Below are 20,832 nucleotides of genomic sequence, written 5' to 3'. Positions count from 1 at the left end.
AAGTATGATTATCAATGGACAAAAGCTTGAATTAAAAGAGCTTAAATTTATGGACTATGTTCAAGAAAAGCGATTAAAGATAGAATTGATTGCCTTGGAATTAAACGGAGAAATTATCCCAAGGGATCAATTTGAAAATTTAATTTTGAAAGAAAATGATAAAGCAGAAATTGTTACTTTTGTAGGTGGTGGTTGATGAAAATTAAATTTAATGGCAGTATGATAGACACGCATTTTAAAAATACTTTAGAATTTTTCCAAAGTGTGAGTAAAAATGAAAACGATGTATGGATAGTCAATGGTTTTGCGACAAAAGAGAATATGAACTTAAAAGAAGAAGATGAGCTTTTTTGTATAGAGAAAAATACCTTACCTCCTTATGAAGCCCTTGATGCGATGATGAGAGCAAGACATACTCCAAAGCTTCACGATAAGCTTAAAAAAGCAAGTGTGGCTATTTGCGGGCTTGGTGGACTTGGATCGCATATTGGGATAAATTTGGCAAGAAGTGGGGTTGGTAGACTTCATTTGATTGATTTTGATGTAGTTGAACCAAGCAATCTTAACCGCCAAGCTTATATGGTAGAAGATTTAGGTAAATTTAAGGCTGAAGCTTTAAAAGATCAAATCGCTAAAATCAATCCTTTTATCGAAGTTTTTGCACAAGTTTTAAAAATAGAAAAAGAAAACATTGCAGAGCTTTTTACTAACGATGATATTGTCTGTGAAGCCTTTGATAGTGCAAAATACAAAGCCATCTTAGCACAAAATTTTCATCAGTTTTACCCTGAAAAAGCCTTAGTGTGTGCTTCTGGTTTAGCAGGATATGGCGATAGCAACAGCATACAAACAAGAAAAATTGCAAAAAACTTTTATGTTTGTGGTGATTTGCAAAATGAAGCAAAAGTAGGTAATGGGCTTATGGCTCCGCGTGTAAATATTTGCGCAGGACATCAAGCAAATTTAGTTTTAGAGCTTTTAGCGAGTGAATAATGGAAAAATTAAAAATAGGAAAATATGAGTTTAATTCCCGGTTTATTCTAGGTTCTGGAAAATTTTCTTTTGAGTTGATACAGTCAGCCATTGAAGAAGCAAAAGTGGAGCTTATCACCTTAGCTTTGCGTAGAGTTAACGATAAAGGCATAGAAAATATACTTGATTTTATCCCAAAACATATTAAACTTTTGCCTAATACTTCGGGTGCAAGAAATGCCAAAGAAGCTTTGCGTATAGCAAAACTTGCAAGAGAGCTTGGCTGTGGAGATATGATCAAGGTTGAGGTAATTAGCGACAGTAAATATTTATTACCGGATAATTATGAAAGCATAAAAGCAGTCGAACTTTTAGCAGATGAGGGTTTTACTCCTTTAGTTTACATGTATCCTGATTTATATGTTGCGCGTGCTATGGTTAGTGCAGGAGCTGGGGCTATAATGCCTCTTGGAGCTCCCATAGGAAGCAATAAAGGCTTAAAAACCAAAGAATTTATACAAATTTTACTTAATGAAATTAGTTTGCCTATTATCGTAGATGCAGGCATAGGAAATCCTGCGCAAGCTTGTGAAGCGATGCAAATGGGTGTGAGTGCAGTTATGGCAAATACTGCCATAGCTCAGGCTAAAGATGTAGCAAAAATGGCAAGAGCATTTGCTTTGGCTATAGAGGCAGGACATAGTGCATATTTAGCAGGTATAGCAAGTGAAAATAAACCGAGTGCAAGTTCTCCTTTAAGTGGTTTTTTAAGGGATTAAATGCGAAAATATCCTCATATGCAAAGCATTGAAAGTGAACTTTTGGCTAAGGTTTTAAAAGAAGTTGAAAATTTTGATGAAAGTAAATTTAATGCTTTTGATGTAAAAAAGGCTTTAGCTAAAGATTATCTTAATATAGAAGATTTAAAAGCTTTGCTTTCAAGTGCAGCAGAAGATTTTATAGAGGATTTAGCACAAAAATCAAGCTATGTTACTCAAAGACACTTTGGAAATTCCATCTCTCTTTTTACACCTTTATATCTTTCTAATTTTTGCAATAGTAAATGTACTTACTGTGGGTTTCAAAAAGGTAATAAAATTAAAAGAGCTAAGCTAAATGAGGCTGAAATTCATCAAGAAATGCAAGAGATTAAAAAAAGTGGCTTGGAAGAAATTTTGCTTCTAACGGGCGAAGGCAGGGAGTATGCAAGTGTAGATTATCTTGCCAAGGCTTGTGCAATAGCAAAAGAGTATTTTAAAGTTGTGGGGATTGAAGTTTATCCCATGAATATAGATGAATATGCACTACTTCATGACAAAGGTTGTGAGTATGTAAGTGTATACCAAGAAACTTATAATCTAAAAACTTATTCTAAAATTCACGTTGAAGGCGAAAAAAGTGTATTTGAATACCGTTTTCATGCGCAAGAAAGAGCTTTAAAAGCGGGTATGAGGGGAGTGGCTTTTGGGGCTTTGCTTGGTGTAGATGATTTTAGAAAAGATGCTTTTGCAACGGCTTTACATGCGTATTTTTTACAGCAACAATATCCTCATGCTGAGATAGCTTTGTCTATTCCTAGATTAAGACCTATCATCAATAATAAAAAAATTCACCCAAAAGATGTAAGCGAGACAAGACTTTTGCAGGTTTTGTGTGCTTATAGGTTGTTTTTGCCTTTTGCGAGTATTACGATTTCTACACGAGAAAGAGCAGGATTTAGAGACGGGGTTGTTAAACTAGGTGCCACTAAAATGAGTGCTGGAGTGAGTGTGGGGGTAGGCGAGCATCAAGGCGATAAAAAAGGCGATGATCAGTTTCAAATCAGCGATAAACGAACCGTAGATGAGGTGCTAGCTATGTTAAAAAGTGTTAATTTGCAAGCTATTATGAGTGATAATATTTATGTGGGATAAAAAAATCATTGCTATTAGCGATAGTCAAAATACTCAAGAAGATTTTTTTCATTTTGTTGAAAAGTTAAGTCAAAGCAGTATTGATGCATTAGTACTTAGAGAAAAATCTCTAGATGAGTTAGAATATCTTAAGCTAGCTAAAGAGGTGTTAAAAATTTTTAACAAAACCCAAAAAATATGTTTTTTGCATTATTATTATGAAGCTTGTTTAAAATTAAATCATCAGTTTTTCCATGCACCCTTGTTTGTTTTGCAAAAATATCCACAGTGTTATAAGAAATTTAAGCTTTTAGGAAGTTCTGTTCATTCTAAAGAAGAACTAGATTTAGCTTGTAAATTTAAAGTAAACCATGTGTTTTTTGGACATGTATTTGAAAGCTCTTGTAAGATTGATTTAGCTCCAAAAGGTATTGAAAGTCTAAAGGCTTTATCAGAAGTTTCAAAAATACCCATTTATGCAATAGGTGGAGTGAATGCGAAAACTATACCGTATTTAAAGAACATAAACATAGCCGGTGTGTGTATAAGAGAAGCCTTATATAAGAGTAAAAGTGTAAAAGATTATGTTTTAGAATGTAAAAATCTTTTAGTCCAAAAGGACTAAAAGACTATAGCCAGAAAAAGTATGCAATCACTGCAAGGCTGATTGAGCAGAAGATATTTAGTACAATTCCTACTCTTATCATTTCTTGTTGTTTAATGTGACCTGTACCAAAAACTATAGCATTTGGCGGGGTAGCAACAGGTAGCATAAATGCGCAAGAAGCTCCAATAGCAATGATTAAAGCAAGTCCTAAAGCAGGAACACCTAAGGTATCTGCGATAGAGATAAATAAAGGCACCAATAAAGCCGCAGAAGCAGTATTTGAAGTAAATTCAGTTAAAAATACTATAAAAAATGCTACGATCAAACCTATGATAAATAAATGTCCATTTTCAATAAATGAAATGATTGTATCAGCCATGACCTTGCTAGCACCTGAATCTTTTAAGACAACACTTAAAGTGATACCTCCACCAAAGAGCATTAAAACGCCCCAGTCGGTATTTTTTTGTATATTTTTCCAATCAATCACTCTAAATGCGCAAACTAAAACAGCAGCAAGCAAGGCAATCACTGCGTCTAGATTTGCGATTTTATAGCCAAAAGTGCTTTGTATGATAGGACTAATATTGCCACTAAAAATCCAAGATAATGCAATCACTAAGAAGATAAGTAAAGTTATAATTCTTTCTCTTGTAAGTTCAATATGCTCGGTGTGTAGATCGACTTGAAGATTAAATTTAGGCTTAAACATCATATATAAAATCAAGATCATTACTGGTAAAAATACTAAAACAATAGGAATGCCATATTTTAGCCATTGTGCAAAGCTAATGTGTAATTGAGTAGCAACTATGGCATTTGGAGGTGTTCCTACTATAGTACCTATACCGCCAATACTTGCGCTAAAAGCTATACCTAAAAGGATGAAAACATAAGTATTTCTATCTTTTTGTGGGTCAAGTGAAGCTAACATACCTATAGCAAGCGGGAGCATCATAGCTGCGGTTGCAGTGTTACTCATCCACATAGATAAAAAAGCCGTAGTGATAAAAATATACAAACTAGAAAGCCCTAGATGTCCTTTTGCTAGAGTGAGTATCTTATGTGCGATAAGTTTATCTAGTTTTTGATGGTGCATTGCAGCAGCTAGAGCAAAACCACCAAAAAATAAAAAGATGTTAGAATCAGCAAAACCTGTTAAGGCTTTAGAAGTGGGCATTAGCCCTAATCCTGCCGCTAAAATAGGCACTAAAATGGCTGTGATTGTAACATGTAAAGCTTCGCTAAGCCATAATATAGCGATAAAAATCAATAAAGATAAGCCTTGGTTTACCTTAGTTTCACCGAAAGGGGAAAAATAAAGCAATGCGATAAATAACACTAAGTCTGCAACGACTATGAGTGATTTAACATTAGAACTCATTTACAACTCCTTAAAAATATTGTAGTTTTGTAACATATTCTAAATGAATTTTATTTTAAATGTCAATTTTTTTATCTTAAATTGTATAGAAAAATTTTTCTATGTGCAAAAATGTGAAGTTTGATTAAATTTGTATCTTTTTGGTATAATTTTTGCTAGTTAAGGTATTGAAAATGAAATTTATTAAGGAATAATAATGGTTAAAAAGATACTTGTATTTGCTCTAGCTTTGTTTTTTAGTGCATGTGCGGTGAATTCTAAAAACCAAGGGGTTGCCAAGGTTAATGAGGTTATAAAAATTCAAGCAGAGTGTTATAATCCTTCTAGTTCTAAAGCATATGAAGCAAAAATCAAAGGGCTTTTGTATATTAGCGATGTGGGTCTTAAATACTGTGCAAATAAAAGAACGATTGATAAAAGTGTTTCTTTAAAAAAAGTTTATATTCATAGAGTGTATGATTTGAATGAGAATTTAAAATATTCTTTTTCTAATGGCAAAAACTACTATATTGATGAAAATTTTAATTATTATTTTTATGTATTCTTAAAAGAAGAGTTAGAAAATAGAGGTATAGTGGTGGTAGAGGATACTCAAAATTCTCCTTATGTTTTAAGAGTTGATTTGAGCTTTAATGATTTTTACTCTCAATTTGATTCTAATTCTTTATTTTCAGTAATTGCAAGTCAATTGACGCTTAAAGATATCAATACAAACAAAACCATCAATATCAAAACAAAACAAGAAGTAAAAGGCTTTTATAAAATTAATGATTTGCCTTTTTTTACCCAATTACTTATCAAGCAAGTAGCTAATAAAGCTGCAGATGTTATTAGTTCTTTGTGAGATGTTTTAACTGTCATGGATTTTCCCTTGCAAGTTTTTGTCCAGCTTGCAAGGAAGAGCTTTTGGAATACTCTTTGGGTATAAGAGAGCTTGAAGAGGGATTTAAGGTTTATTATTTTTATCAATATGAACAAATCAAGCATTTGATTTATTTTAAACATCGGTTTCAAGGTTATTTTGTCTTAAATGCTTTAGCAAGATTAAGTTTTGCTAAATTTAAAGATTTTTTTCAACCTGCATGCGAAATTAATGCTATAGCCTTAGATGATAAAACTGAAAAAAATTACTCACACACAGCAATTTTAACACGCCATTTAAAAACTCGATTTATAAAGCCTATGTATCATACTTTACAGGCTAGTTCGCGGCATAAATATAGTGGAAAAAGTTTGAAATTTCGTAAAGACAATAAAAGATCATATCAGTTATTAAAGCTTCCAAAACACCCTGTAATTTTAGTAGATGATGTAGTGACTACAGGAATAAGTTTGCTAGAGGCAAAAAAGCTTTTGGAAAAAAATAATATTAAAGTGTTATTTGCTTTAGTTTTGGCTAATGCAAAATTTGATACAATATAAGCATTAATTTTAAGGATTTTTATGGAAAATATTTTTACTAAAGATTCAGATATTGAAAATATAGATATAGAAAGTTCTATAAAAAGTAGCTATTTAGATTATTCTATGAGCGTTATTATAGGCCGTGCATTACCTGATGCTAGAGATGGACTTAAACCTGTTCATAGAAGAATTTTATATGCTATGAATGATTTAGGCGTTGGAAGTCGTAGTGCATACAAAAAGTCAGCGCGTATAGTGGGTGATGTAATCGGTAAATACCACCCGCATGGTGATGTGGCTGTATATGATGCTTTAGTAAGAATGGCGCAAGATTTTTCAATGCGTTATCCAAGCGTAGATGGTCAAGGAAACTTTGGTTCTATTGATGGCGATGGCGCTGCTGCGATGCGTTATACCGAAGCTAGAATGACGATTTTAGCTGAAGAGTTGCTGCGTGATATAGATAAAGATACGGTTGATTTTGTACCAAATTACGATGATTCTATGAGTGAGCCTGATGTTTTACCTGCTAGAGTGCCAAATTTATTACTTAATGGTTCAAGTGGTATTGCAGTGGGTATGGCTACTAATATTCCTCCACATAGTTTGAATGAGCTTATCGATGGTTTGCTTTATTTAATTGATAATAAAAATGCAAGCTTGGAAGAAATAATGCAATTTATCAAAGGGCCTGATTTTCCAACCGGTGGTATTATATTTGGTAAAAAAGGTATTATAGAAGCTTATCGCACAGGTCGTGGCAGGGTAAAAGTAAGAGCAAAAACACATATTGAAAAAAGAGCTAATAAAGATATTATTGTAATAGATGAGCTTCCTTATCAAACTAATAAAGCAAGATTGATAGAGCAAATTGCTGAACTTGCTAAAGAAAAGCAAATTGAAGGCATTGCTGAAGTTAGAGATGAGAGCGATAGAGAAGGAATTCGCGTGGTGATTGAGCTAAAACGCGATGCTATGAGTGAGATCGTGTTAAACAATCTTTTTAAATCTACCACTATGGAGAGTACTTTTGGTGTGATTATGCTTGCTATACATAACAAGGAGCCAAAAGTTTTTTCTTTGATTGAGCTTTTAAATTTATTCTTAAATCACAGAAAAACTGTAATTATTAGAAGAACGATTTATGAATTGCAAAAAGCTAGAGCTAGAGCGCATATTTTAGAGGGTTTAAAAATAGCACTAGATAATATCGATGAAGTGATAGCGTTGATTAAAAACTCCCCAGATAATCCAACGGCTAAAAATTTATTGATGGAAAAATTTGGTCTAAGCGAGCTTCAATCTAATGCTATTTTAGATATGAAGTTAGGTCGTTTAACAGGACTTGAAAGAGAAAAAATTGACAATGAGCTAAGAGAATTGTTAGCAGAAATCGAAAGACTTGATCAAATTTTAAAAAGCGAAACTTTGCTTGAAAATTTAATTAAAGATGAGTTAAAAGAAATTAGAACAAAATTTGATGTACCAAGAATCACTCAAATTGAGGATGATTATGATGATATTGATATAGAAGATTTAATACCAAATGAAAACATGGTAGTTACTATCACTCATCGTGGTTATATTAAGCGTGTTCCAAGTAAGCAGTATGAAAAACAAAAACGCGGTGGTAAGGGCAAGGTTGCTGTTACGACTTATGATGATGATTTTATTGAAAGCTTCTTTACGGCAAACACACATGATACCTTAATGTTTGTTACTGATCGCGGGCAACTTTACTGGCTTAAGGTTTATAAAATTCCTGAAGGAAGTAGAACCGCTAAAGGTAAGGCTGTGGTTAATCTCATTAATCTACAAGCAGATGAAAAAATTATGGCGATTATCCCGACAACTGATTTTGATGAAAGTAAATCATTGTGTTTCTTTACTAAAAATGGTATCGTAAAACGCACAAATTTAAGTGAATATCAAAATATTAGAAGTGTGGGTGTAAAAGCGATTAATCTAGATGAAAACGATGAGCTTGTTACTGCAATTATCGTTGCAAGAGATGAAAACGAAGTTATCAATGTCAATGCAGATGAAAATTTAGAAATAGATGAAAATCTAGAAAATGAAAGCAGTGAAAATAGTGAAGAATTAGAAAATACCATTAGCGGTAAGATGCTTTTTGCAGTAACTAAAAAAGGCATGTGTATCAAATTCCCTCTTGCTAAAGTTAGAGAGATTGGTCGTGTAAGTAGAGGGGTAACTGCGATTAAATTTAAAGAAAAAGATGATGAGGTTGTAGGTGCTGTTGTGATCGAAAATGATACACAAGAGATTTTAAGTGTGAGTGCTAAAGGTATAGGTAAGCGCACTAATGCAGGAGAATACAGACTTCAAAGTAGGGGTGGTAAGGGTGTAATTTGTATGAAGCTTACTGCTAAAACAAAAGATTTAATCGGTATAGTTATAGTTGATGAAAGCATGGACTTAATGGCTTTAACAAGTAGCGGTAAAATGATACGTGTGGACATGCAAAGCATTAGAAAAGCAGGTAGAAATACAAGTGGTGTAATCGTAGTAAATGTAGAAAACGATGAGGTTGTAAGCATTGCTAAGTGTCCTAAGGAAGAGGATGAGGATTTAGATGCTGAAAATAATATGGATTTAAATTTTGAATAGTAAAATTTGGAATGCTTTTTGCTATTTTAATAAAATCAAATAAATTGAAGGTGTAAAAATGAAAAAAGTTATTTTTATGTTTTGTTTGGCTTTAGGTTTTAGTGCTTGTGCACTAGATCAAAGAGGCGTGAACCCAAATCAAGCTCAGGCTACTCAGGCAAATTCTGATGTGGTGGTTCAAAAAGTAGATAAAGATGATGTGCGTAGTATCATCAGAGAAGAAAAAATGCTTGCAAATGATACAAGCACAGATAATGATCTAACATTTACAGCAGTGGGTGAGGGTATCGCTCCTTTAAATACTGTTTCAGTTGGTCAAGCTTTAGCTTTGGCAAAAAGAGCAGCGATTACTGATGCTTATAGACAATTAGCTAGTAAGTTATATGGTGTAAGAGTAAATGGTAAAGATACAGTAAAAGATGCAATGCTTAAAAGCTCAACCATTACAGCACAGGTAAATGGTTTAATTAAAAATGCAAGTGTGGTTGATCAAGATTTCAAAGATGGTCTTTATAGAGTAAATGTAGAACTTAAAATTGATGCTGACAAGTGGAAAGAATTGTTTGCTTATTAATCTTTATAGTATTTAACACTACTGCCCAAGATGAGTTTATATTTTGGGCAGAACTTTCAAATAAAAATTTCATTCTTTATCATCAAAAAGAAACTATATCCATAGCTATGACTCAAAGCAAAAATAAAAACTTAGAATACGCTTGTGAGTTAATTTACACTCCAAAAGATTTAAAAACTTTTTTACGTGATGATTTTGGTATGATCGATGAAGAAAGAATGACTAAATTAGACAAATTTAATTTTTTGAATACACATAAAAATGAATTAATTGATTGTTTTTTTAATTCAAAAATAGATGTAAAAGATTTTGTTAAAAGTGAGCAAGCAAGCGCTCAAAGTGAAACATATGTGAGAATTTTACCTTTAAGATTTACAGTTGAATTTCATGATAATAGTGCCTTTATATATTATCTTAAATAAATGCAAAGCTTGTTTTTATTAAAATACTTAAAAAAATATTAAGAGTTTGAAATGCAAAAAAGTATCCCGCGATATTTGTTGTTTAAATATCTTCGTTTTGACAAAGATCAACCCTTTATTATGCTTTCAAAGATTTTAGCTTTTTTGGGTGTGAGTATAGGATTATGTGTACTCTTGGTTGCAATGGCTATTATGAATGGTTTTGATAAGGAATTTGAAAGAAAACTTTTTACGATGAATTACCCCATTACGATATTGCCACGTTTTGGAGCTAGTGTAGATGAAAAATTACTACAAGAACTAAGAGCTCAGTTTCCAAATTTGTTATTTAGTCCTTATATTAGTACTCAAGTTATAGCAAGAAATGATGTAAGGTTAGAAGGTGGAATGTTATTTGGCGTAAACTTCGAAGATGAAAAAAAAATCAATGAAGTAGTAGCGCATGCTTTAGATGGGAAAAATTTGCAAAATTTTGACATTTTAATAGGCAAGGGATTAAAAAGCGAATTTGGGCTAGATTATGATGATAAGATCGCATTGATTTTTTCTAATCTTAGTGCAAGTGGTCTTTCGCTTATCCCTAAGGTAAAGCGTTTTGATGTTAAAGCTGAATTTTCTTCTGGTTTATTAGCTTATGATAAAGCATATATGTATGTAGACGCAAAAGCTTTGGCTAAGATTTTATCTTATCCTCAAGGGGTTTATGATGGAATTCATGTATATTCGTTAAAGCCTTTTGATGATATAAAACACATTGAAGCTTTTTTAGGTGCAAAATATGCTAGTATAGGTTGGTGGGAGCAAAATGGAAATTTCTTTGCGGCACTTGCTTTGGAAAAAAGGGCGTTGTTTATTGTGTTGATGCTGATTATTTTAGTTGCTAGTTTAAATATCGTAAGCTCTTTATTGATGATCGTGATGAATAGACGCAGTGAGATAGCTTTATTGCTTTCTTTGGGAGCTAGTAAATTAGAGATTAAAAAAACCTTTTTTTCTTTGGGTTTTTTTATAGGTGGAAGTGGGATTATAGCAGGTGTAATGCTTGCAACCATAGCCTTATGGGTGCTTGGTAACTTTGATATCATTTCTTTGCCTACTGATGTTTATGGCATGAGTAAATTGCCCTTAGAACTTTCTTTTGTTGATTTTTGTGCTACGCTTTTGGGTGCAATTGTGATTGTAAGTTTGTCTTCTTATTATCCTGCAAAAAAAGCAACACAAGTAGATATTTTAGATACTTTAAGAAACGAATAAATTTAATATTTATTCGTTTAGAAATTTTTTGATTTCATTGAAGAAATTTTCATAGCTAACATCTTTGATCGTTTTTACAAACTTACCATTTTCATCAATCAAATAAAACTCCCCGCTATGAGCTATAGAATACCCCATGGCAGAATTTTTAAGATCAATTTTTTCATAAACTACACCATAGTTTTTGGTTATTTTTTCTAATTCTTTTTCATTCTTTGCTACTAGCGCAGTAGAATTAGGGTAGAAGTATTTTACCCATTGGCTTGTTTGTGTTAGATTGCTATCTCTTTTTGGATCTAAAGAAATAAACACCACATGAGCTTTTTCTTTGTTTGGCATTTGGTTTAAAACACTTGCAATTAGTGCAAGTTCACTAGGACAAACATCAGGACAATAGGTGTATCCAAAATATACAATCAATTTTTTTCCGGCAAAATCTTTTAGGCTAAGTATGCCTTTTTCAGAATTTAAGTGAAAATTGTATTTATTGTTTTCAAAATATTGTATTGAAAGAAAGAAAACACCAAAAATCATTATAATAAGCAAAAAAATATTGATTTTTTTCATAAATTACCTTTTTACATCAAAATCAAAATAAAAATCTAGTGGATCTTCATTATCAAAAAGTTCTATTCTAAAACGCATTACATCAAGCGTGCAAGAGCTTAAAACTAATTTGGCGTGATAGGTATTGTTGATTTTTTTAAACTGCGGAACGATATCTCCCATATACATATTTAGCCCATAAACTCTAGCATTAAGTTGAGGGTAATTGCCTAAATTAGTGATATTTAAATCAAGCTCGTTTAACGCCATAATGGGTTTTGGGGTTAGACTGATTAAAACTTTTTGGTTTTTAAAATTATACTCACAGCTTTGTTGATTTAAATCACAATCTAAAGGAGTTAAAGTGGTGATTAATTCTCTTTTTTTACCTGTGCTTGGCATATGGGTATAAAAATAAGCCCCGCTTATAGCAAAAGCTATAGCTAGAGCAAAAATGAGTAAATTTTTCATTATTTTTGAATGCTTCGTGATTGAATATTTTTAAGTTCAATAGTACTATTATCATCAAAATAAAGTGTTAAGTTAGCTTTGGTTTGTGGGGTGATGTTTTCTTTAAGGTTTAATACCATGATGTGCATACCACCTGGTTTGAGCTCAGCACTTGATTTAGCTTTAATGGTGATTTGTGGAATTTGCACCATCATTTTTTTACCATTTTCCATAATATGATTATGAATTTCTGTGGTATCACTTAAAGAGCTTTGAGCTTTTATTAGCTTAATATCTTTATCAGAATTGTTTTTAAGCTCTAAGAAAAATGCCGTAGTTTTAGAGTGAGGTGGAGTTTGTCTTACATAAGGATCATTTACAGTAATTTCATTTGCAAAAACAAAAGTGCTTAAAATAGCCAAACCTAGTAATTTTTTCATTGTATTTCCTTTTTTTGTGTTTGATAAAATATAAAACATTATACACGGAAAAAATTAAAAATATATTTATTGTAAAAATAATATAATTAGCACCTTGTTGTTTTAAATTTTACAAAGAAAGGTTGAAATTGTTTAAAGTTGCATCTATAATATTTAGCATGGTTGTATTTGCAAATGCAAATAATCTTGCAAAGATTTATTTAAATGAAGGTATTAAAGCAGTTGAACAGGTGCTAGAGCAAGAATTAAGCAAAAAGGATTTTTGGCTTGATGAAATCAAAGACAAAAATGTTACTCTTGGGTATTATGATGAAGATGTTGCGATAGTTTTAACTAATAAAAGTGATAAAATTATTCGTGTTTATCACTATGATGATGGTAAAGTTGAGAAGAAATTTATCCAAAAAGATGTTTTAACCGGTTTGGCAGGAGATAAAGAAATCGAAGGGGATCTAAAAACCCCTATAGGTTTTTATGAATTAGGCAAGAAATTTTATCCTGGCGATCCTTATTATGGTCCATTTGCTTTTGCTACAACCTATCCAAATGTACTTGATAAAACTTTAGGTAAAACAGGTGGGGGAATTTGGATTCATGGGTATCCACTAGATGGAACACGGTTGGATACTTATAAAACTAGAGGCTGTATCGCTGTGCAAAATGATTTGCTAGATGATTTTAACAAGCTTGTTGCTGATAGAAAATCTTATGCTATGACAGAAGAAAAAGCTAAAGTAAGAACCAACCACGATGAAATAGCTATTTTGCTGGCAAATTTATTTGCTTGGAAAGATAGTTGGCAAAAAAGTGATATTAAAAAATATTTGTCTTTTTATGATCAAAAAATCTTTAAACATAAAAACAAATTCAACTATGAACAATTTGCAAGAAATAAAGAAAGAATTTTTGCTAAAAATGAAGAAAAAAGCATTAAATTTTCAGATCTTAGCATCAGTCCTTATCCAAATGATAGAAACGAAAAAATTTTCAGAATAGGTTTTTATGAGGACTATCGTAGTACAAACTATAAATTTAAAGGAGAAAAAGTCCTTTATGTGAAGCTTGTAGGCGATAAAATGCAAATTTTAGCTGAGCAATAATGGCTTATATAAAAATCAACCGTGCAGCTTATGAGCACAATCTTGATCTCATAGCTTCTAAAGCAGGAGGCTATGAAAAAGTTATATGTGTCTTTAAAGACAATGCTTATGGACATGGAGCTAAGATTTTGGCTCCTATTGCCAAGGCAAAGGGTGTTAATTTTATAGCAGTAAAAAATGAAACTGAAGCAAAAGAGCTTCAGGGTGTTTTTGAACATATTTTGATTTTATCTCACCATCCACATGCAAATGAAAATGAAAATTTTATTTATGCTTTAAATGATAGAAATGACATTAAGAAATTTAAAAAAAATACAAAAATTCATTTAGTTATAGATACAAATATGCATAGAAACGGAATTGTGCCAAAAGATCTTGAGGAAGTCTTGTGTGAACTTAAAAGTTATGGTTTGCAACTTCATGGTGTGATGATGCATTTTGCAGGAAGCGATGAGATGGATGCAAGCTATTTCGTGCAAAAGCAAAATTTTAAAGAAGTCAAAAAAAAGATCCAAACTTTGTTGCAAGATGAGGCTGAAAAATTAATATTTCATTCGCACAACTCAGAAGCTTTGTTTAGAACAAACACTTTAGAGCCAAAAGAGTATTGTAGAGTAGGGCTTGTGCAGTTTGGGTATGCTTATTTTAGCGATGAATTACATAAAGTATTGAGTTTGTGGGCTGAAAAAATCAGCCAAAGAACGCTTAAAAAAGGACAGACGGTAGGTTATGGTGGTGTATTTTGCGCAAAAGAAAATTTAGAGATTGCAACTTATGATTTAGGTTATGCAGACGGACTTTTACGCTATGATGGTAAAAAAGAGTTGGTTTTACCAAATGGTAAAAAAATGCTAGGAAAAATGTCAATGGACAGCTTTTCATGCGAAGGTAATGATGATGTAATTTGTGTGATTGATGATGCAAATGCAATGGCGAGTTTTTTTAATACAATCAACTACGAGATTTTAGTAAAGCTTTCTCCAAATTTAAAAAGAATTGTAATTTAAGATAAAATATATTAATATAATGCTTTCGAAAGGATAAAAATGGCATTTTTAAATTGGGCTATTTTGATTTTATTTTTGTTTATTGTATTTTTGCTCATTAATCGTTATGAAAGAAAAATGAAAATCCTATATAAAAATATAGAGATTTTAAAAAATGAGTGTAAGAAAAACAATGAAAACATCGAAAAAAATAGAATTTTAATAGAAAAAAATAGATCAAATATCGAAAATATAAAAAATCAAGATTAGCATTAATCTTGAAGTATTTTAGCTATAAGTTCTAATGGGTGTGAAAATTTAGTAGAAACTTTTTCATGTTCTAAAGCATTTGAAATTTGTATTCTACAAGCTGAACATTCTGCGCTGATGATTTGCACATCTGTTTTTTGAATATTATATGCTTTTTTCATACCAACTTTTAAGGCTTTTTCATAGTGATCTGTCTGCATGCTTACCCCGCCAAAACCACAGCATTCATTTGAAGCAATAAGTTCCTTGAAATGATAGTTTTGCTTTAATAGATTTCTCGGTTCTTGGTAAACTCCTTGCATTTTTTTTGCATGACAAGGATCATGATAGCTGATATTAATATTGACTTTGTTTTTAGTTTTTAAAAGTTGTTCTAAATTAGTATGCTCGTATAAATACTTAGTTGCAAGAAGTATTTTATGGGAGATGTTTTTTGCTCTTATTGCCCATTCTTGATCACCTTGCATATGAAAAAAATGCTCATAGTCTATGTTGATCATTGCAGAGCAGGTTGCTTCAGGGATGATGATATAGTCAAGCGTTTTGAGTTTTTCTTCAAAATATACAATATTTTTTTTAGCTAGATGTTCTACGCTTTTAAAATCTCCTGTAAAGTAGTGAGGAGCTCCACAACATGATTGTTCTTTTAATAAATCTACATTGATCTTAAGATGCTTGCAAATTTCAAGCAAAGCAAATCCAGTACTTGTATAAGAGTAATTAGACAAGCACCCTATAAAAATCCCTATAGATTTTTCCCCTTGATTATTGATAAAATCAGGATTGGAGCTTAAAAAACTTTTTTTACTCAAAGATGGAAGCAAGCGTCCTTTTTTGATTAAAGGTAGGTTTAATTTTGCTTTCATGCCTTGGTTGTTATTTTTAGTGCTAAATGTGCAACTTTGAAAAACATAGCCCAATCTTGCTAAAATATTTAACACTTGTCTATGTCTTAAAAAGAAAAAGGCAAGTTTTTTATACCATGCAATACCAAATTTTTGTGCTATATCATAGCGAGTTTTTTCAATAGCGCTATCAACTCTTAAGTGGCTTGGGCAAGCTTCAACGCAATTGGTGCATAAAAAACATGATTCAAAAATTGTTTTAAGATCACGATCAAGTTCTAATTCTTGATTTTTATAAGCACTTATGAGATCTAAAAAGCCACGAGGGGAGGTACTCTCATCGCGATTTATCTCATGTATGGTGCATGTTGGTATGCATTTGCCACATTTTACACATGCATTTGTGATTTCATCAATATTTAACATGTTAAACCGTTTTAGAAAATACTTTTTTATCTTCACTAATGCGTTTGAGATATTTATCAAAACACATTGCAATATTACGGATCAAAAGCACTCCTGTTTCATTGACTTTGATATGGTTTTTATCAATAGTCACAAATTCATTTAATTTGCTTAATTCTTCTAGATCTTGTTGAAAGTATTCAAAAAAGTTAATCTTAAATCTTTGTTCTATTTTTTCAATGTTAAGCGAGAAATTACTCATAAGCTCCATAATCACAGCTTTTCTTAATTCATCATCATCATCTAGCATAATGCCTTTTTCGCAAGGCAATTTGCCCTCATCAATAGCCTTTTCATAGCTTGGCATATCTTTGAAATTTTGCATATAGTGTCTTTTTCCCTCACCAATACTTGTCAAACCAATGCCAATTAAATCTGTTCCACCTTTAGTAGTATAGCCTTGAAAATTTCTATGTAGACTACCATTTTCTAACGCTTTAAAAAGTTCATCTTCTGGTTTTGCAAAATGATCCATTCCTATCATTTTATAACCATTGTGGGTTAAAAAATTTTCACAGTATTCTAAAATTTGAAGTTTTATATCAGGACTAGGCAGGGTATTTTCATCAAATTTTCTCATATTTTTTTTAAGCCATGGCACATGTGCATAGTTAAAAATAGCAAAGCGATCAGGATTGATTAGCAATGCTTTTTCCAAAGTTTGTTTAAAGCTTTCTAAGCTTTGATATGGCAAACCATAGATCAAATCCATATTTACCGAGCTAATGCCTTTTTTTCTAACCATTTCTACTGCGTTTTTGGTAAGCTCAAAAGGCTGAATTCTATGAATTTCTTTTTGCACTTTTTCATCGAAATCTTGCACACCAAAGCTAATGCGATTAAATCCATTTTGGATTAAAACATCGGCTTGTTCTTCATTTAAAAACCTTGGATCAATTTCACAGCTTATTTCGCTATCTTGAGTGAAATTTGGAAAAACACTTTTGATTTTTAAAATCAAACTTTCAAGTTGCTTAGCAGAAAAAAATGTAGGGGTACCGCCACCAAAATGCATTTGTGCAACTTCTCTTTGAGTATTGATGATGTTAGCTAAGAGATCGAGTTCTTTAAAGAGATAACCTAAATATCTTTCTTTGCTTTCTTCTTTGGCAGTATAGATTACATTACAACCGCAAAAATAACATGCGCTTCTACAAAAAGGCAAATGAAAATATAAAGACAATTGTGCTTTTTGTTGTTTTAAAATTTCAATATAATCTTCATATTTAAACTGAGTATTAAATTCTACCGCAGTAGGATAAGAAGTATATCTTGGTCCTGCTTTGGAGTATTTGACAAAGCTTTTATAATCTTTCATTGGGTTTTACCTTTTCTATCATTTTTTTCATGTCAATAAATAAATTTGGATGTTGAATGTGGATGTTGCTAACAAGCTGATCTAAGTCAATATTTACTTCTTTTACGCCCTTGGCGACTTGATGTTTTATTTCATCCATTGCAACTGTCCATACATCGTTAAAATCAATTGGAATTTGTTGATAAATGGCTTTCTCTAATTTCAGTTCAAAGTTATCTTTTTGTATTTCTTTTGCATTTTGCAAAAATTCGATTAAAGTTTTTACAGAAAACATCGTTTTTACTTCGTCGTTTTCATCTACAATAAACCATGGTTCAGGTGCTAGTTCATGACCGTTTTTTAAACTGAGTTTTTTTTCTTTTTCATTAATATGGGTGAGATGAAATATAGTTTGATTATGTTTTTCTATACCTAAGTAATTAGAAAGCTCGTTGATGATATCTTCGGAGCTTTTTTTATCTAAACTATTCAATCTTACTCCTTGTGATTTAATAATTGCGCGATCTCTTTTGCATGGTAAGTTATGATAAGTTTGGCTCCAGCTCTTTTAAAAGCAAGCATGGTTTCAAAGACTATTTTTTCATAATCAATCACACCAGCTTTTTGACCCGCTTTTAATAAGGCATATTCACCGCTTACATTATATACGCAAAGTGGAAGTTTAGAGTGATTTGCAATGTCTTTGACCACATCTAAATAAGCCAGTGCAGGTTTTACCATCAAAATATCAGCACCTTGTTTTTCATCTTCTAAGCTTTCACACAAGGCTTCTTTGCCATTAGCAAAATCCATTTGATAAGTTTTTCTATCTCCATAACTTGGAGCAGAATCTGCCACATCTCTAAAAGGACCATAATAAGCTGAAGCAAATTTGGTTGAATAGGCCATGATAGGAAGATTTTCAAAACCATTTTCATCTAGAGTTTTTCTTAAGGTTTGAATAATCCCATCCATCATGCCACTTGGTGCGATCATGTCTGCTCCGTTTTTTGCATGAATTAGAGCTTGTTTGGCTGAAATTTCTAAAGTTAGATCATTATCTACACTTTTTGTTTTTGGATCAATAATGCCACAATGCCCATGATCAGTGTATTCGCAAAAACAAAGATCTGTGATGACAACTAAGTTGGGAAATTGCTCTTTGATAGCTCTTAAGCTTCTAGCAATCAAGCCATCATCACTCAAAGCATCGCTACCACAACTGTCTTTTTTAGTGCTTTCTAAAACTCCAAATAAAATAATAGCTTTAATGCCTAATTTAGTTATTTCTGAACATTCTTTTAAAATCTCATCTAAACTCATTTGAAATACACCAGGCATAGATGAAATTTCGTTTTTGATGTTCACTCCATCAACGACAAAAAGAGGATAGATTAAATCATCTAAATTTAAAGTATTTTCTTTTACCAAGCTTCTTATATTCTCATTTAGCCTTAATCTTCTGAAGCGTTTAAACATAAATTTCCTTTTTGTTTGTTAAAATTCCATAAATTCTAGCATATTTTTTATAAAAAAGGTAAAGTAAAATAATGACGATTCAAATTTCTGAAATAGCAAAACTTCCTACGCGTTTTGGGGAGTTTTATATACAAAGTTTTAAAGAAGAAGAAAAAGAGCATTTGTGTATTTTTAAAGGAGAATTTCAAAAGGAAGTGAATGTTAGAATTCACTCAGAGTGCCTTACAGGAGATGTTTTAAGTAGTTTAAAATGTGATTGTGGGGAGCAGCTTGAATTTTCGCTAAATTATATCCAAGAGCATGGCGGAATGGTGATATATCTAAGACAAGAAGGAAGAGGTATAGGTCTTTTTAATAAAATCAATGCTTATGCTTTGCAAGATAAAGGTTTTAATACGATAGAAGCAAATCATCAGCTAGGTTTTAAGGCAGATGAACGCAGTTATGAGATAGTAGAGTTTATTTTAAAGCACTATGGTATTAGCAAGATTAATCTTTTAACAAACAATCCTCAAAAACTTGAATCACTAAAAGACAAGATACACTTAAGAGTGCCTATTTTAATAGAGGCAAATCGTTTTAATAAAGATTATTTAGAAATCAAACATACACAAATGGGGCATTTAAATTGAAACAATACGAAGAACAATTAAATTTTTTGCAAAATTTTCCCCATAAAGATGATTTTTTAAAAAAAATTATTCTTTATAAGGATTTGTTGAAAAAATTCAATGCAGTGCATAATTTGACGCATTTTGAAAATATTGATGAAAATATCATCGATAGCGTGAAAATTTTAGATTTTTACGATTTGAGTGATAGAAAGCAAATAATTGATGTGGGAAGTGGAGCCGGGTTTCCTGCCATTTTTTTAGCTTGTATATTTTTAGAGAGTGAATTTTTTCTTTTTGAGCCTAATCCTAAAAAAGCATCATTTTTAAGAGTAGTGAAAACAGAACTAGGTTTAAATCATGTGAATATCATTAAAGATAAATTACAAAATCATTCTTCTTTTAGAGTGGATTTGATCACATCAAGAGCTTTGATGGATGTGAAACCTTTGATCAATATCGCAAGTGGTTTTTATGATGATAAGACATTGTTTTTGCTTTATAAAGGTAGTGAAATTTATGATGAATTGCAAGGTTTAAAAACATATCAGATTTTTAATCAAGGTTTTAGAAATTATTGTCTTTTGAAAAATACTTAAAGGAAAAAAATGTTAATTTTTGGTCACCCATTAATTAGTATGGAAAAAATGAAACGCTTTAAAGGTGAGATAAATCAAACGGTTGTGAATTGTTTTGATTATGATGAAAAAATAATCCAATTGGCGCAAGAAAAAAAATGTGATTTTGCTGTTTTTGTAAAAAATGAAGAAGAAGTTTTGCTTTCTAATGCTTTGGGTGCAAAATATATTTTAATTAATGATCAAGCACTTGCAAAAATAGCTTCAAAAATGGCTGAGTTTTATATGTTTGATTCTAAAATTTTATTAATATTGGATAAATTAGAAAACAACCTTAAAAATGCTTACGACTTAAGTGTAGATGGGGTTTGTTTAAGTACTTATATAAAATAAAAGCCAAACCCTTAAAGGTTTGGCTTGCTAACAATCAATTAAAACTTTTTCTTTCTAGCATCTTCTAAGATATCATTAGCTATCTTATTAACATTATCAGATATAGCCGCACTATCTTTAGCTATTTTTAGATTTTCTTGTGTTACGCTATCAATTTGAGCCACAGCATCATTAATTTGAGTAATACCTGTGGTTTGTTCTTTAATACTTTCACCCATTTCATTGATAGATTGAA

26 protein-coding genes are annotated in these 20,832 nt (G+C 31.6%); 17 read left to right on the top strand and 9 right to left on the bottom strand.

Annotated features, from left to right (window positions below; translation table 11 throughout):
- Positions 1-4 precede the first annotated feature (4 nt).
- Genes thiS through CKA54_RS06880 form a run of 5 tightly spaced genes read left to right on the top strand, consistent with a single transcriptional unit; the run spans position 5 to position 3,489 of the window.
- Complete coding sequence (thiS, locus tag CKA54_RS06900) at positions 5-196, top strand: sulfur carrier protein ThiS (RefSeq protein ID WP_039664334.1); 192 nt, start codon at positions 5-7, stop codon at positions 194-196.
- Entirely contained in the window at positions 193-993 is an 801-nt protein-coding gene (thiF, locus tag CKA54_RS06895; protein ID WP_120760840.1) for a thiamine biosynthesis protein ThiF, read from the top strand. Before thiS ends, thiF begins: the two co-directional genes overlap by 4 nt.
- On the top strand, positions 993-1,751 hold the full coding sequence (locus CKA54_RS06890) for a thiazole synthase (protein WP_120760839.1): 759 nt from the start codon (positions 993-995) through the stop codon (positions 1,749-1,751). The genes thiF and CKA54_RS06890 overlap by 1 nt, the downstream gene beginning before the upstream one ends.
- Positions 1,752-2,885: a 2-iminoacetate synthase ThiH gene (thiH, locus tag CKA54_RS06885; protein WP_120760838.1), complete on the top strand. Its 1,134-nt coding sequence runs from the start codon at positions 1,752-1,754 to the stop codon at positions 2,883-2,885.
- Entirely contained in the window at positions 2,875-3,489 is a 615-nt protein-coding gene (locus CKA54_RS06880) for a thiamine phosphate synthase (protein ID WP_120760837.1), read from the top strand. The genes thiH and CKA54_RS06880 overlap by 11 nt, the downstream gene beginning before the upstream one ends.
- 4 nt (positions 3,490-3,493) lie before the next feature.
- On the opposite strand, the gene CKA54_RS06875 is transcribed toward CKA54_RS06880, so the two are convergent.
- Positions 3,494-4,855: a DASS family sodium-coupled anion symporter gene (locus tag CKA54_RS06875; RefSeq protein ID WP_120760836.1), complete on the bottom strand. Its 1,362-nt coding sequence runs from the start codon at positions 4,853-4,855 to the stop codon at positions 3,494-3,496.
- Positions 4,856-5,051: 196 nt separating this feature from the next.
- Here CKA54_RS06875 and mapA point away from each other — a divergent pair, with 196 nt between their 5' ends.
- From mapA to CKA54_RS06845, 6 genes are read left to right on the top strand one after another with little or no spacing between them, the layout of a single operon-like run.
- Positions 5,052-5,699: an outer membrane lipoprotein MapA gene (gene mapA, locus CKA54_RS06870; RefSeq protein ID WP_120760835.1), complete on the top strand. Its 648-nt coding sequence runs from the start codon at positions 5,052-5,054 to the stop codon at positions 5,697-5,699.
- The gene (locus CKA54_RS06865; protein WP_120760834.1) at positions 5,696-6,277 is read left to right on the top strand and encodes a ComF family protein; all 582 of its coding nucleotides are present in this window, start codon (positions 5,696-5,698) and stop codon (positions 6,275-6,277) included. Before mapA ends, CKA54_RS06865 begins: the two co-directional genes overlap by 4 nt.
- Before the next feature lie 21 nt (positions 6,278-6,298).
- Complete coding sequence (gene gyrA / locus CKA54_RS06860; protein WP_120760833.1) at positions 6,299-8,887, top strand: DNA gyrase subunit A; 2,589 nt, start codon at positions 6,299-6,301, stop codon at positions 8,885-8,887.
- Positions 8,888-8,945: 58 nt separating this feature from the next.
- Positions 8,946-9,461, top strand: coding sequence for an LPP20 family lipoprotein (locus CKA54_RS06855; RefSeq protein WP_120760832.1), 516 nt, complete (start codon positions 8,946-8,948; stop codon positions 9,459-9,461).
- Complete coding sequence (locus CKA54_RS06850) at positions 9,437-9,883, top strand: hypothetical protein (RefSeq protein WP_120760831.1); 447 nt, start codon at positions 9,437-9,439, stop codon at positions 9,881-9,883. The genes CKA54_RS06855 and CKA54_RS06850 overlap by 25 nt, the downstream gene beginning before the upstream one ends.
- 51 nt (positions 9,884-9,934) lie before the next feature.
- Entirely contained in the window at positions 9,935-11,137 is a 1,203-nt protein-coding gene (locus CKA54_RS06845) for an ABC transporter permease (protein ID WP_120760830.1), read from the top strand.
- A gap of 9 nt (positions 11,138-11,146) precedes the next feature.
- Here the strand turns inward: CKA54_RS06845 and CKA54_RS06840 are convergent, their stop codons facing one another.
- Genes CKA54_RS06840 through CKA54_RS06830 form a run of 3 tightly spaced genes read right to left on the bottom strand, consistent with a single transcriptional unit; the run spans position 11,147 to position 12,573 of the window.
- Entirely contained in the window at positions 11,147-11,704 is a 558-nt protein-coding gene (locus CKA54_RS06840) for an SCO family protein (protein ID WP_120760829.1), read from the bottom strand.
- Between the two features lie 3 nt (positions 11,705-11,707).
- Entirely contained in the window at positions 11,708-12,154 is a 447-nt protein-coding gene (locus CKA54_RS06835) for a hypothetical protein (protein WP_120760828.1), read from the bottom strand.
- Entirely contained in the window at positions 12,154-12,573 is a 420-nt protein-coding gene (locus CKA54_RS06830) for a copper chaperone PCu(A)C (RefSeq protein ID WP_039664320.1), read from the bottom strand. The genes CKA54_RS06835 and CKA54_RS06830 overlap by 1 nt, the downstream gene beginning before the upstream one ends.
- A 158-nt stretch (positions 12,574-12,731) precedes the next feature.
- Between CKA54_RS06830 and CKA54_RS06825 the strand changes: the two genes are divergently transcribed.
- Genes CKA54_RS06825 through CKA54_RS06815 form a run of 3 tightly spaced genes read left to right on the top strand, consistent with a single transcriptional unit; the run spans position 12,732 to position 14,929 of the window.
- Positions 12,732-13,673, top strand: coding sequence for a L,D-transpeptidase family protein (locus tag CKA54_RS06825; RefSeq protein ID WP_172586682.1), 942 nt, complete (start codon positions 12,732-12,734; stop codon positions 13,671-13,673).
- Positions 13,673-14,680 (top strand): alanine racemase, encoded by a 1,008-nt coding sequence (locus CKA54_RS06820; RefSeq protein ID WP_120760826.1) that lies wholly within the window; start codon positions 13,673-13,675, stop codon positions 14,678-14,680. The genes CKA54_RS06825 and CKA54_RS06820 overlap by 1 nt, the downstream gene beginning before the upstream one ends.
- A 39-nt stretch (positions 14,681-14,719) precedes the next feature.
- The gene (locus tag CKA54_RS06815; RefSeq protein WP_039664317.1) at positions 14,720-14,929 is read left to right on the top strand and encodes a hypothetical protein; all 210 of its coding nucleotides are present in this window, start codon (positions 14,720-14,722) and stop codon (positions 14,927-14,929) included.
- A gap of 2 nt (positions 14,930-14,931) precedes the next feature.
- Here CKA54_RS06815 and CKA54_RS06810 read toward each other — a convergent pair whose 3' ends face one another.
- From CKA54_RS06810 to hemB, 4 genes are read right to left on the bottom strand one after another with little or no spacing between them, the layout of a single operon-like run.
- On the bottom strand, positions 14,932-16,200 hold the full coding sequence (locus CKA54_RS06810; RefSeq protein WP_120760825.1) for a (Fe-S)-binding protein: 1,269 nt from the start codon (positions 16,198-16,200) through the stop codon (positions 14,932-14,934).
- A 1-nt stretch (position 16,201) separates the two neighbouring features.
- On the bottom strand, positions 16,202-17,557 hold the full coding sequence (gene hemN, locus CKA54_RS06805; protein ID WP_120760824.1) for an oxygen-independent coproporphyrinogen III oxidase: 1,356 nt from the start codon (positions 17,555-17,557) through the stop codon (positions 16,202-16,204).
- Positions 17,544-18,029: a DUF2603 domain-containing protein gene (locus CKA54_RS06800; protein ID WP_120760823.1), complete on the bottom strand. Its 486-nt coding sequence runs from the start codon at positions 18,027-18,029 to the stop codon at positions 17,544-17,546. The genes hemN and CKA54_RS06800 overlap by 14 nt, the downstream gene beginning before the upstream one ends.
- Before the next feature lie 2 nt (positions 18,030-18,031).
- On the bottom strand, positions 18,032-19,015 hold the full coding sequence (hemB, locus tag CKA54_RS06795; RefSeq protein ID WP_120760822.1) for a porphobilinogen synthase: 984 nt from the start codon (positions 19,013-19,015) through the stop codon (positions 18,032-18,034).
- 71 nt (positions 19,016-19,086) lie between these two features.
- On the opposite strand from hemB, the gene ribA reads away from it, so the two are divergent.
- Genes ribA through CKA54_RS06780 form a run of 3 tightly spaced genes read left to right on the top strand, consistent with a single transcriptional unit; the run spans position 19,087 to position 20,597 of the window.
- Positions 19,087-19,647, top strand: a complete 561-nt coding sequence (ribA, locus tag CKA54_RS06790; RefSeq protein WP_120760821.1) for a GTP cyclohydrolase II — start codon at positions 19,087-19,089, stop codon at positions 19,645-19,647.
- A complete protein-coding gene (gene rsmG, locus CKA54_RS06785; protein WP_120760820.1) occupies positions 19,644-20,225 on the top strand; it encodes a 16S rRNA (guanine(527)-N(7))-methyltransferase RsmG in 582 nt (193 codons plus the stop codon). Before ribA ends, rsmG begins: the two co-directional genes overlap by 4 nt.
- A 9-nt stretch (positions 20,226-20,234) precedes the next feature.
- Positions 20,235-20,597 carry a hypothetical protein gene (locus tag CKA54_RS06780; RefSeq protein WP_043020034.1) on the top strand — a complete coding sequence of 121 codons (363 nt, stop codon included), beginning with the start codon at positions 20,235-20,237 and terminating at the stop codon, positions 20,595-20,597.
- 38 nt (positions 20,598-20,635) lie between these two features.
- On the opposite strand, the gene CKA54_RS06775 is transcribed toward CKA54_RS06780, so the two are convergent.
- A partial coding sequence (locus tag CKA54_RS06775; protein ID WP_120760681.1) for a methyl-accepting chemotaxis protein occupies positions 20,636-20,832 on the bottom strand: 197 nt, incomplete at its 5' end.

Source organism: Campylobacter sp. P255 (assembly GCF_003627915.1).
Taxonomy (GTDB): Bacteria; Campylobacterota; Campylobacteria; order Campylobacterales; family Campylobacteraceae; genus Campylobacter_D.
The sequence above is the reverse complement of the archived record's forward strand: the minus strand, read 5'-3'. Positions and strand labels throughout refer to the sequence as shown.

What these genes read in the sequence shown, in the direction of transcription:
- CKA54_RS06820 (WP_120760826.1), top strand. Translation starts at nt 13,673, where the DNA reads ATGGCTTATATAAAAATCAACCGTGCAGCTTATGAGCACAATCTTGAT.
- thiH (WP_120760838.1), top strand. Translation starts at nt 1,752, where the DNA reads ATGCGAAAATATCCTCATATGCAAAGCATTGAAAGTGAACTTTTGGCT.
- CKA54_RS06840 (WP_120760829.1), bottom strand. Translation starts at nt 11,704, where the DNA reads ATGAAAAAAATCAATATTTTTTTGCTTATTATAATGATTTTTGGTGTT.
- CKA54_RS06810 (WP_120760825.1), bottom strand. Translation starts at nt 16,200, where the DNA reads ATGTTAAATATTGATGAAATCACAAATGCATGTGTAAAATGTGGCAAA.
- CKA54_RS06880 (WP_120760837.1), top strand. Translation starts at nt 2,875, where the DNA reads ATGTGGGATAAAAAAATCATTGCTATTAGCGATAGTCAAAATACTCAA.
- CKA54_RS06780 (WP_043020034.1), top strand. Translation starts at nt 20,235, where the DNA reads ATGTTAATTTTTGGTCACCCATTAATTAGTATGGAAAAAATGAAACGC.
- mapA (WP_120760835.1), top strand. Translation starts at nt 5,052, where the DNA reads ATGGTTAAAAAGATACTTGTATTTGCTCTAGCTTTGTTTTTTAGTGCA.
- CKA54_RS06845 (WP_120760830.1), top strand. Translation starts at nt 9,935, where the DNA reads ATGCAAAAAAGTATCCCGCGATATTTGTTGTTTAAATATCTTCGTTTT.
- CKA54_RS06835 (WP_120760828.1), bottom strand. Translation starts at nt 12,154, where the DNA reads ATGAAAAATTTACTCATTTTTGCTCTAGCTATAGCTTTTGCTATAAGC.
- CKA54_RS06830 (WP_039664320.1), bottom strand. Translation starts at nt 12,573, where the DNA reads ATGAAAAAATTACTAGGTTTGGCTATTTTAAGCACTTTTGTTTTTGCA.
- ribA (WP_120760821.1), top strand. Translation starts at nt 19,087, where the DNA reads ATGACGATTCAAATTTCTGAAATAGCAAAACTTCCTACGCGTTTTGGG.
- hemN (WP_120760824.1), bottom strand. Translation starts at nt 17,557, where the DNA reads ATGAAAGATTATAAAAGCTTTGTCAAATACTCCAAAGCAGGACCAAGA.
- CKA54_RS06890 (WP_120760839.1), top strand. Translation starts at nt 993, where the DNA reads ATGGAAAAATTAAAAATAGGAAAATATGAGTTTAATTCCCGGTTTATT.
- hemB (WP_120760822.1), bottom strand. Translation starts at nt 19,015, where the DNA reads ATGTTTAAACGCTTCAGAAGATTAAGGCTAAATGAGAATATAAGAAGC.
- gyrA (WP_120760833.1), top strand. Translation starts at nt 6,299, where the DNA reads ATGGAAAATATTTTTACTAAAGATTCAGATATTGAAAATATAGATATA.
- CKA54_RS06855 (WP_120760832.1), top strand. Translation starts at nt 8,946, where the DNA reads ATGAAAAAAGTTATTTTTATGTTTTGTTTGGCTTTAGGTTTTAGTGCT.
- thiS (WP_039664334.1), top strand. Translation starts at nt 5, where the DNA reads ATGATTATCAATGGACAAAAGCTTGAATTAAAAGAGCTTAAATTTATG.
- CKA54_RS06825 (WP_172586682.1), top strand. Translation starts at nt 12,732, where the DNA reads ATGGTTGTATTTGCAAATGCAAATAATCTTGCAAAGATTTATTTAAAT.
- CKA54_RS06875 (WP_120760836.1), bottom strand. Translation starts at nt 4,855, where the DNA reads ATGAGTTCTAATGTTAAATCACTCATAGTCGTTGCAGACTTAGTGTTA.
- CKA54_RS06815 (WP_039664317.1), top strand. Translation starts at nt 14,720, where the DNA reads ATGGCATTTTTAAATTGGGCTATTTTGATTTTATTTTTGTTTATTGTA.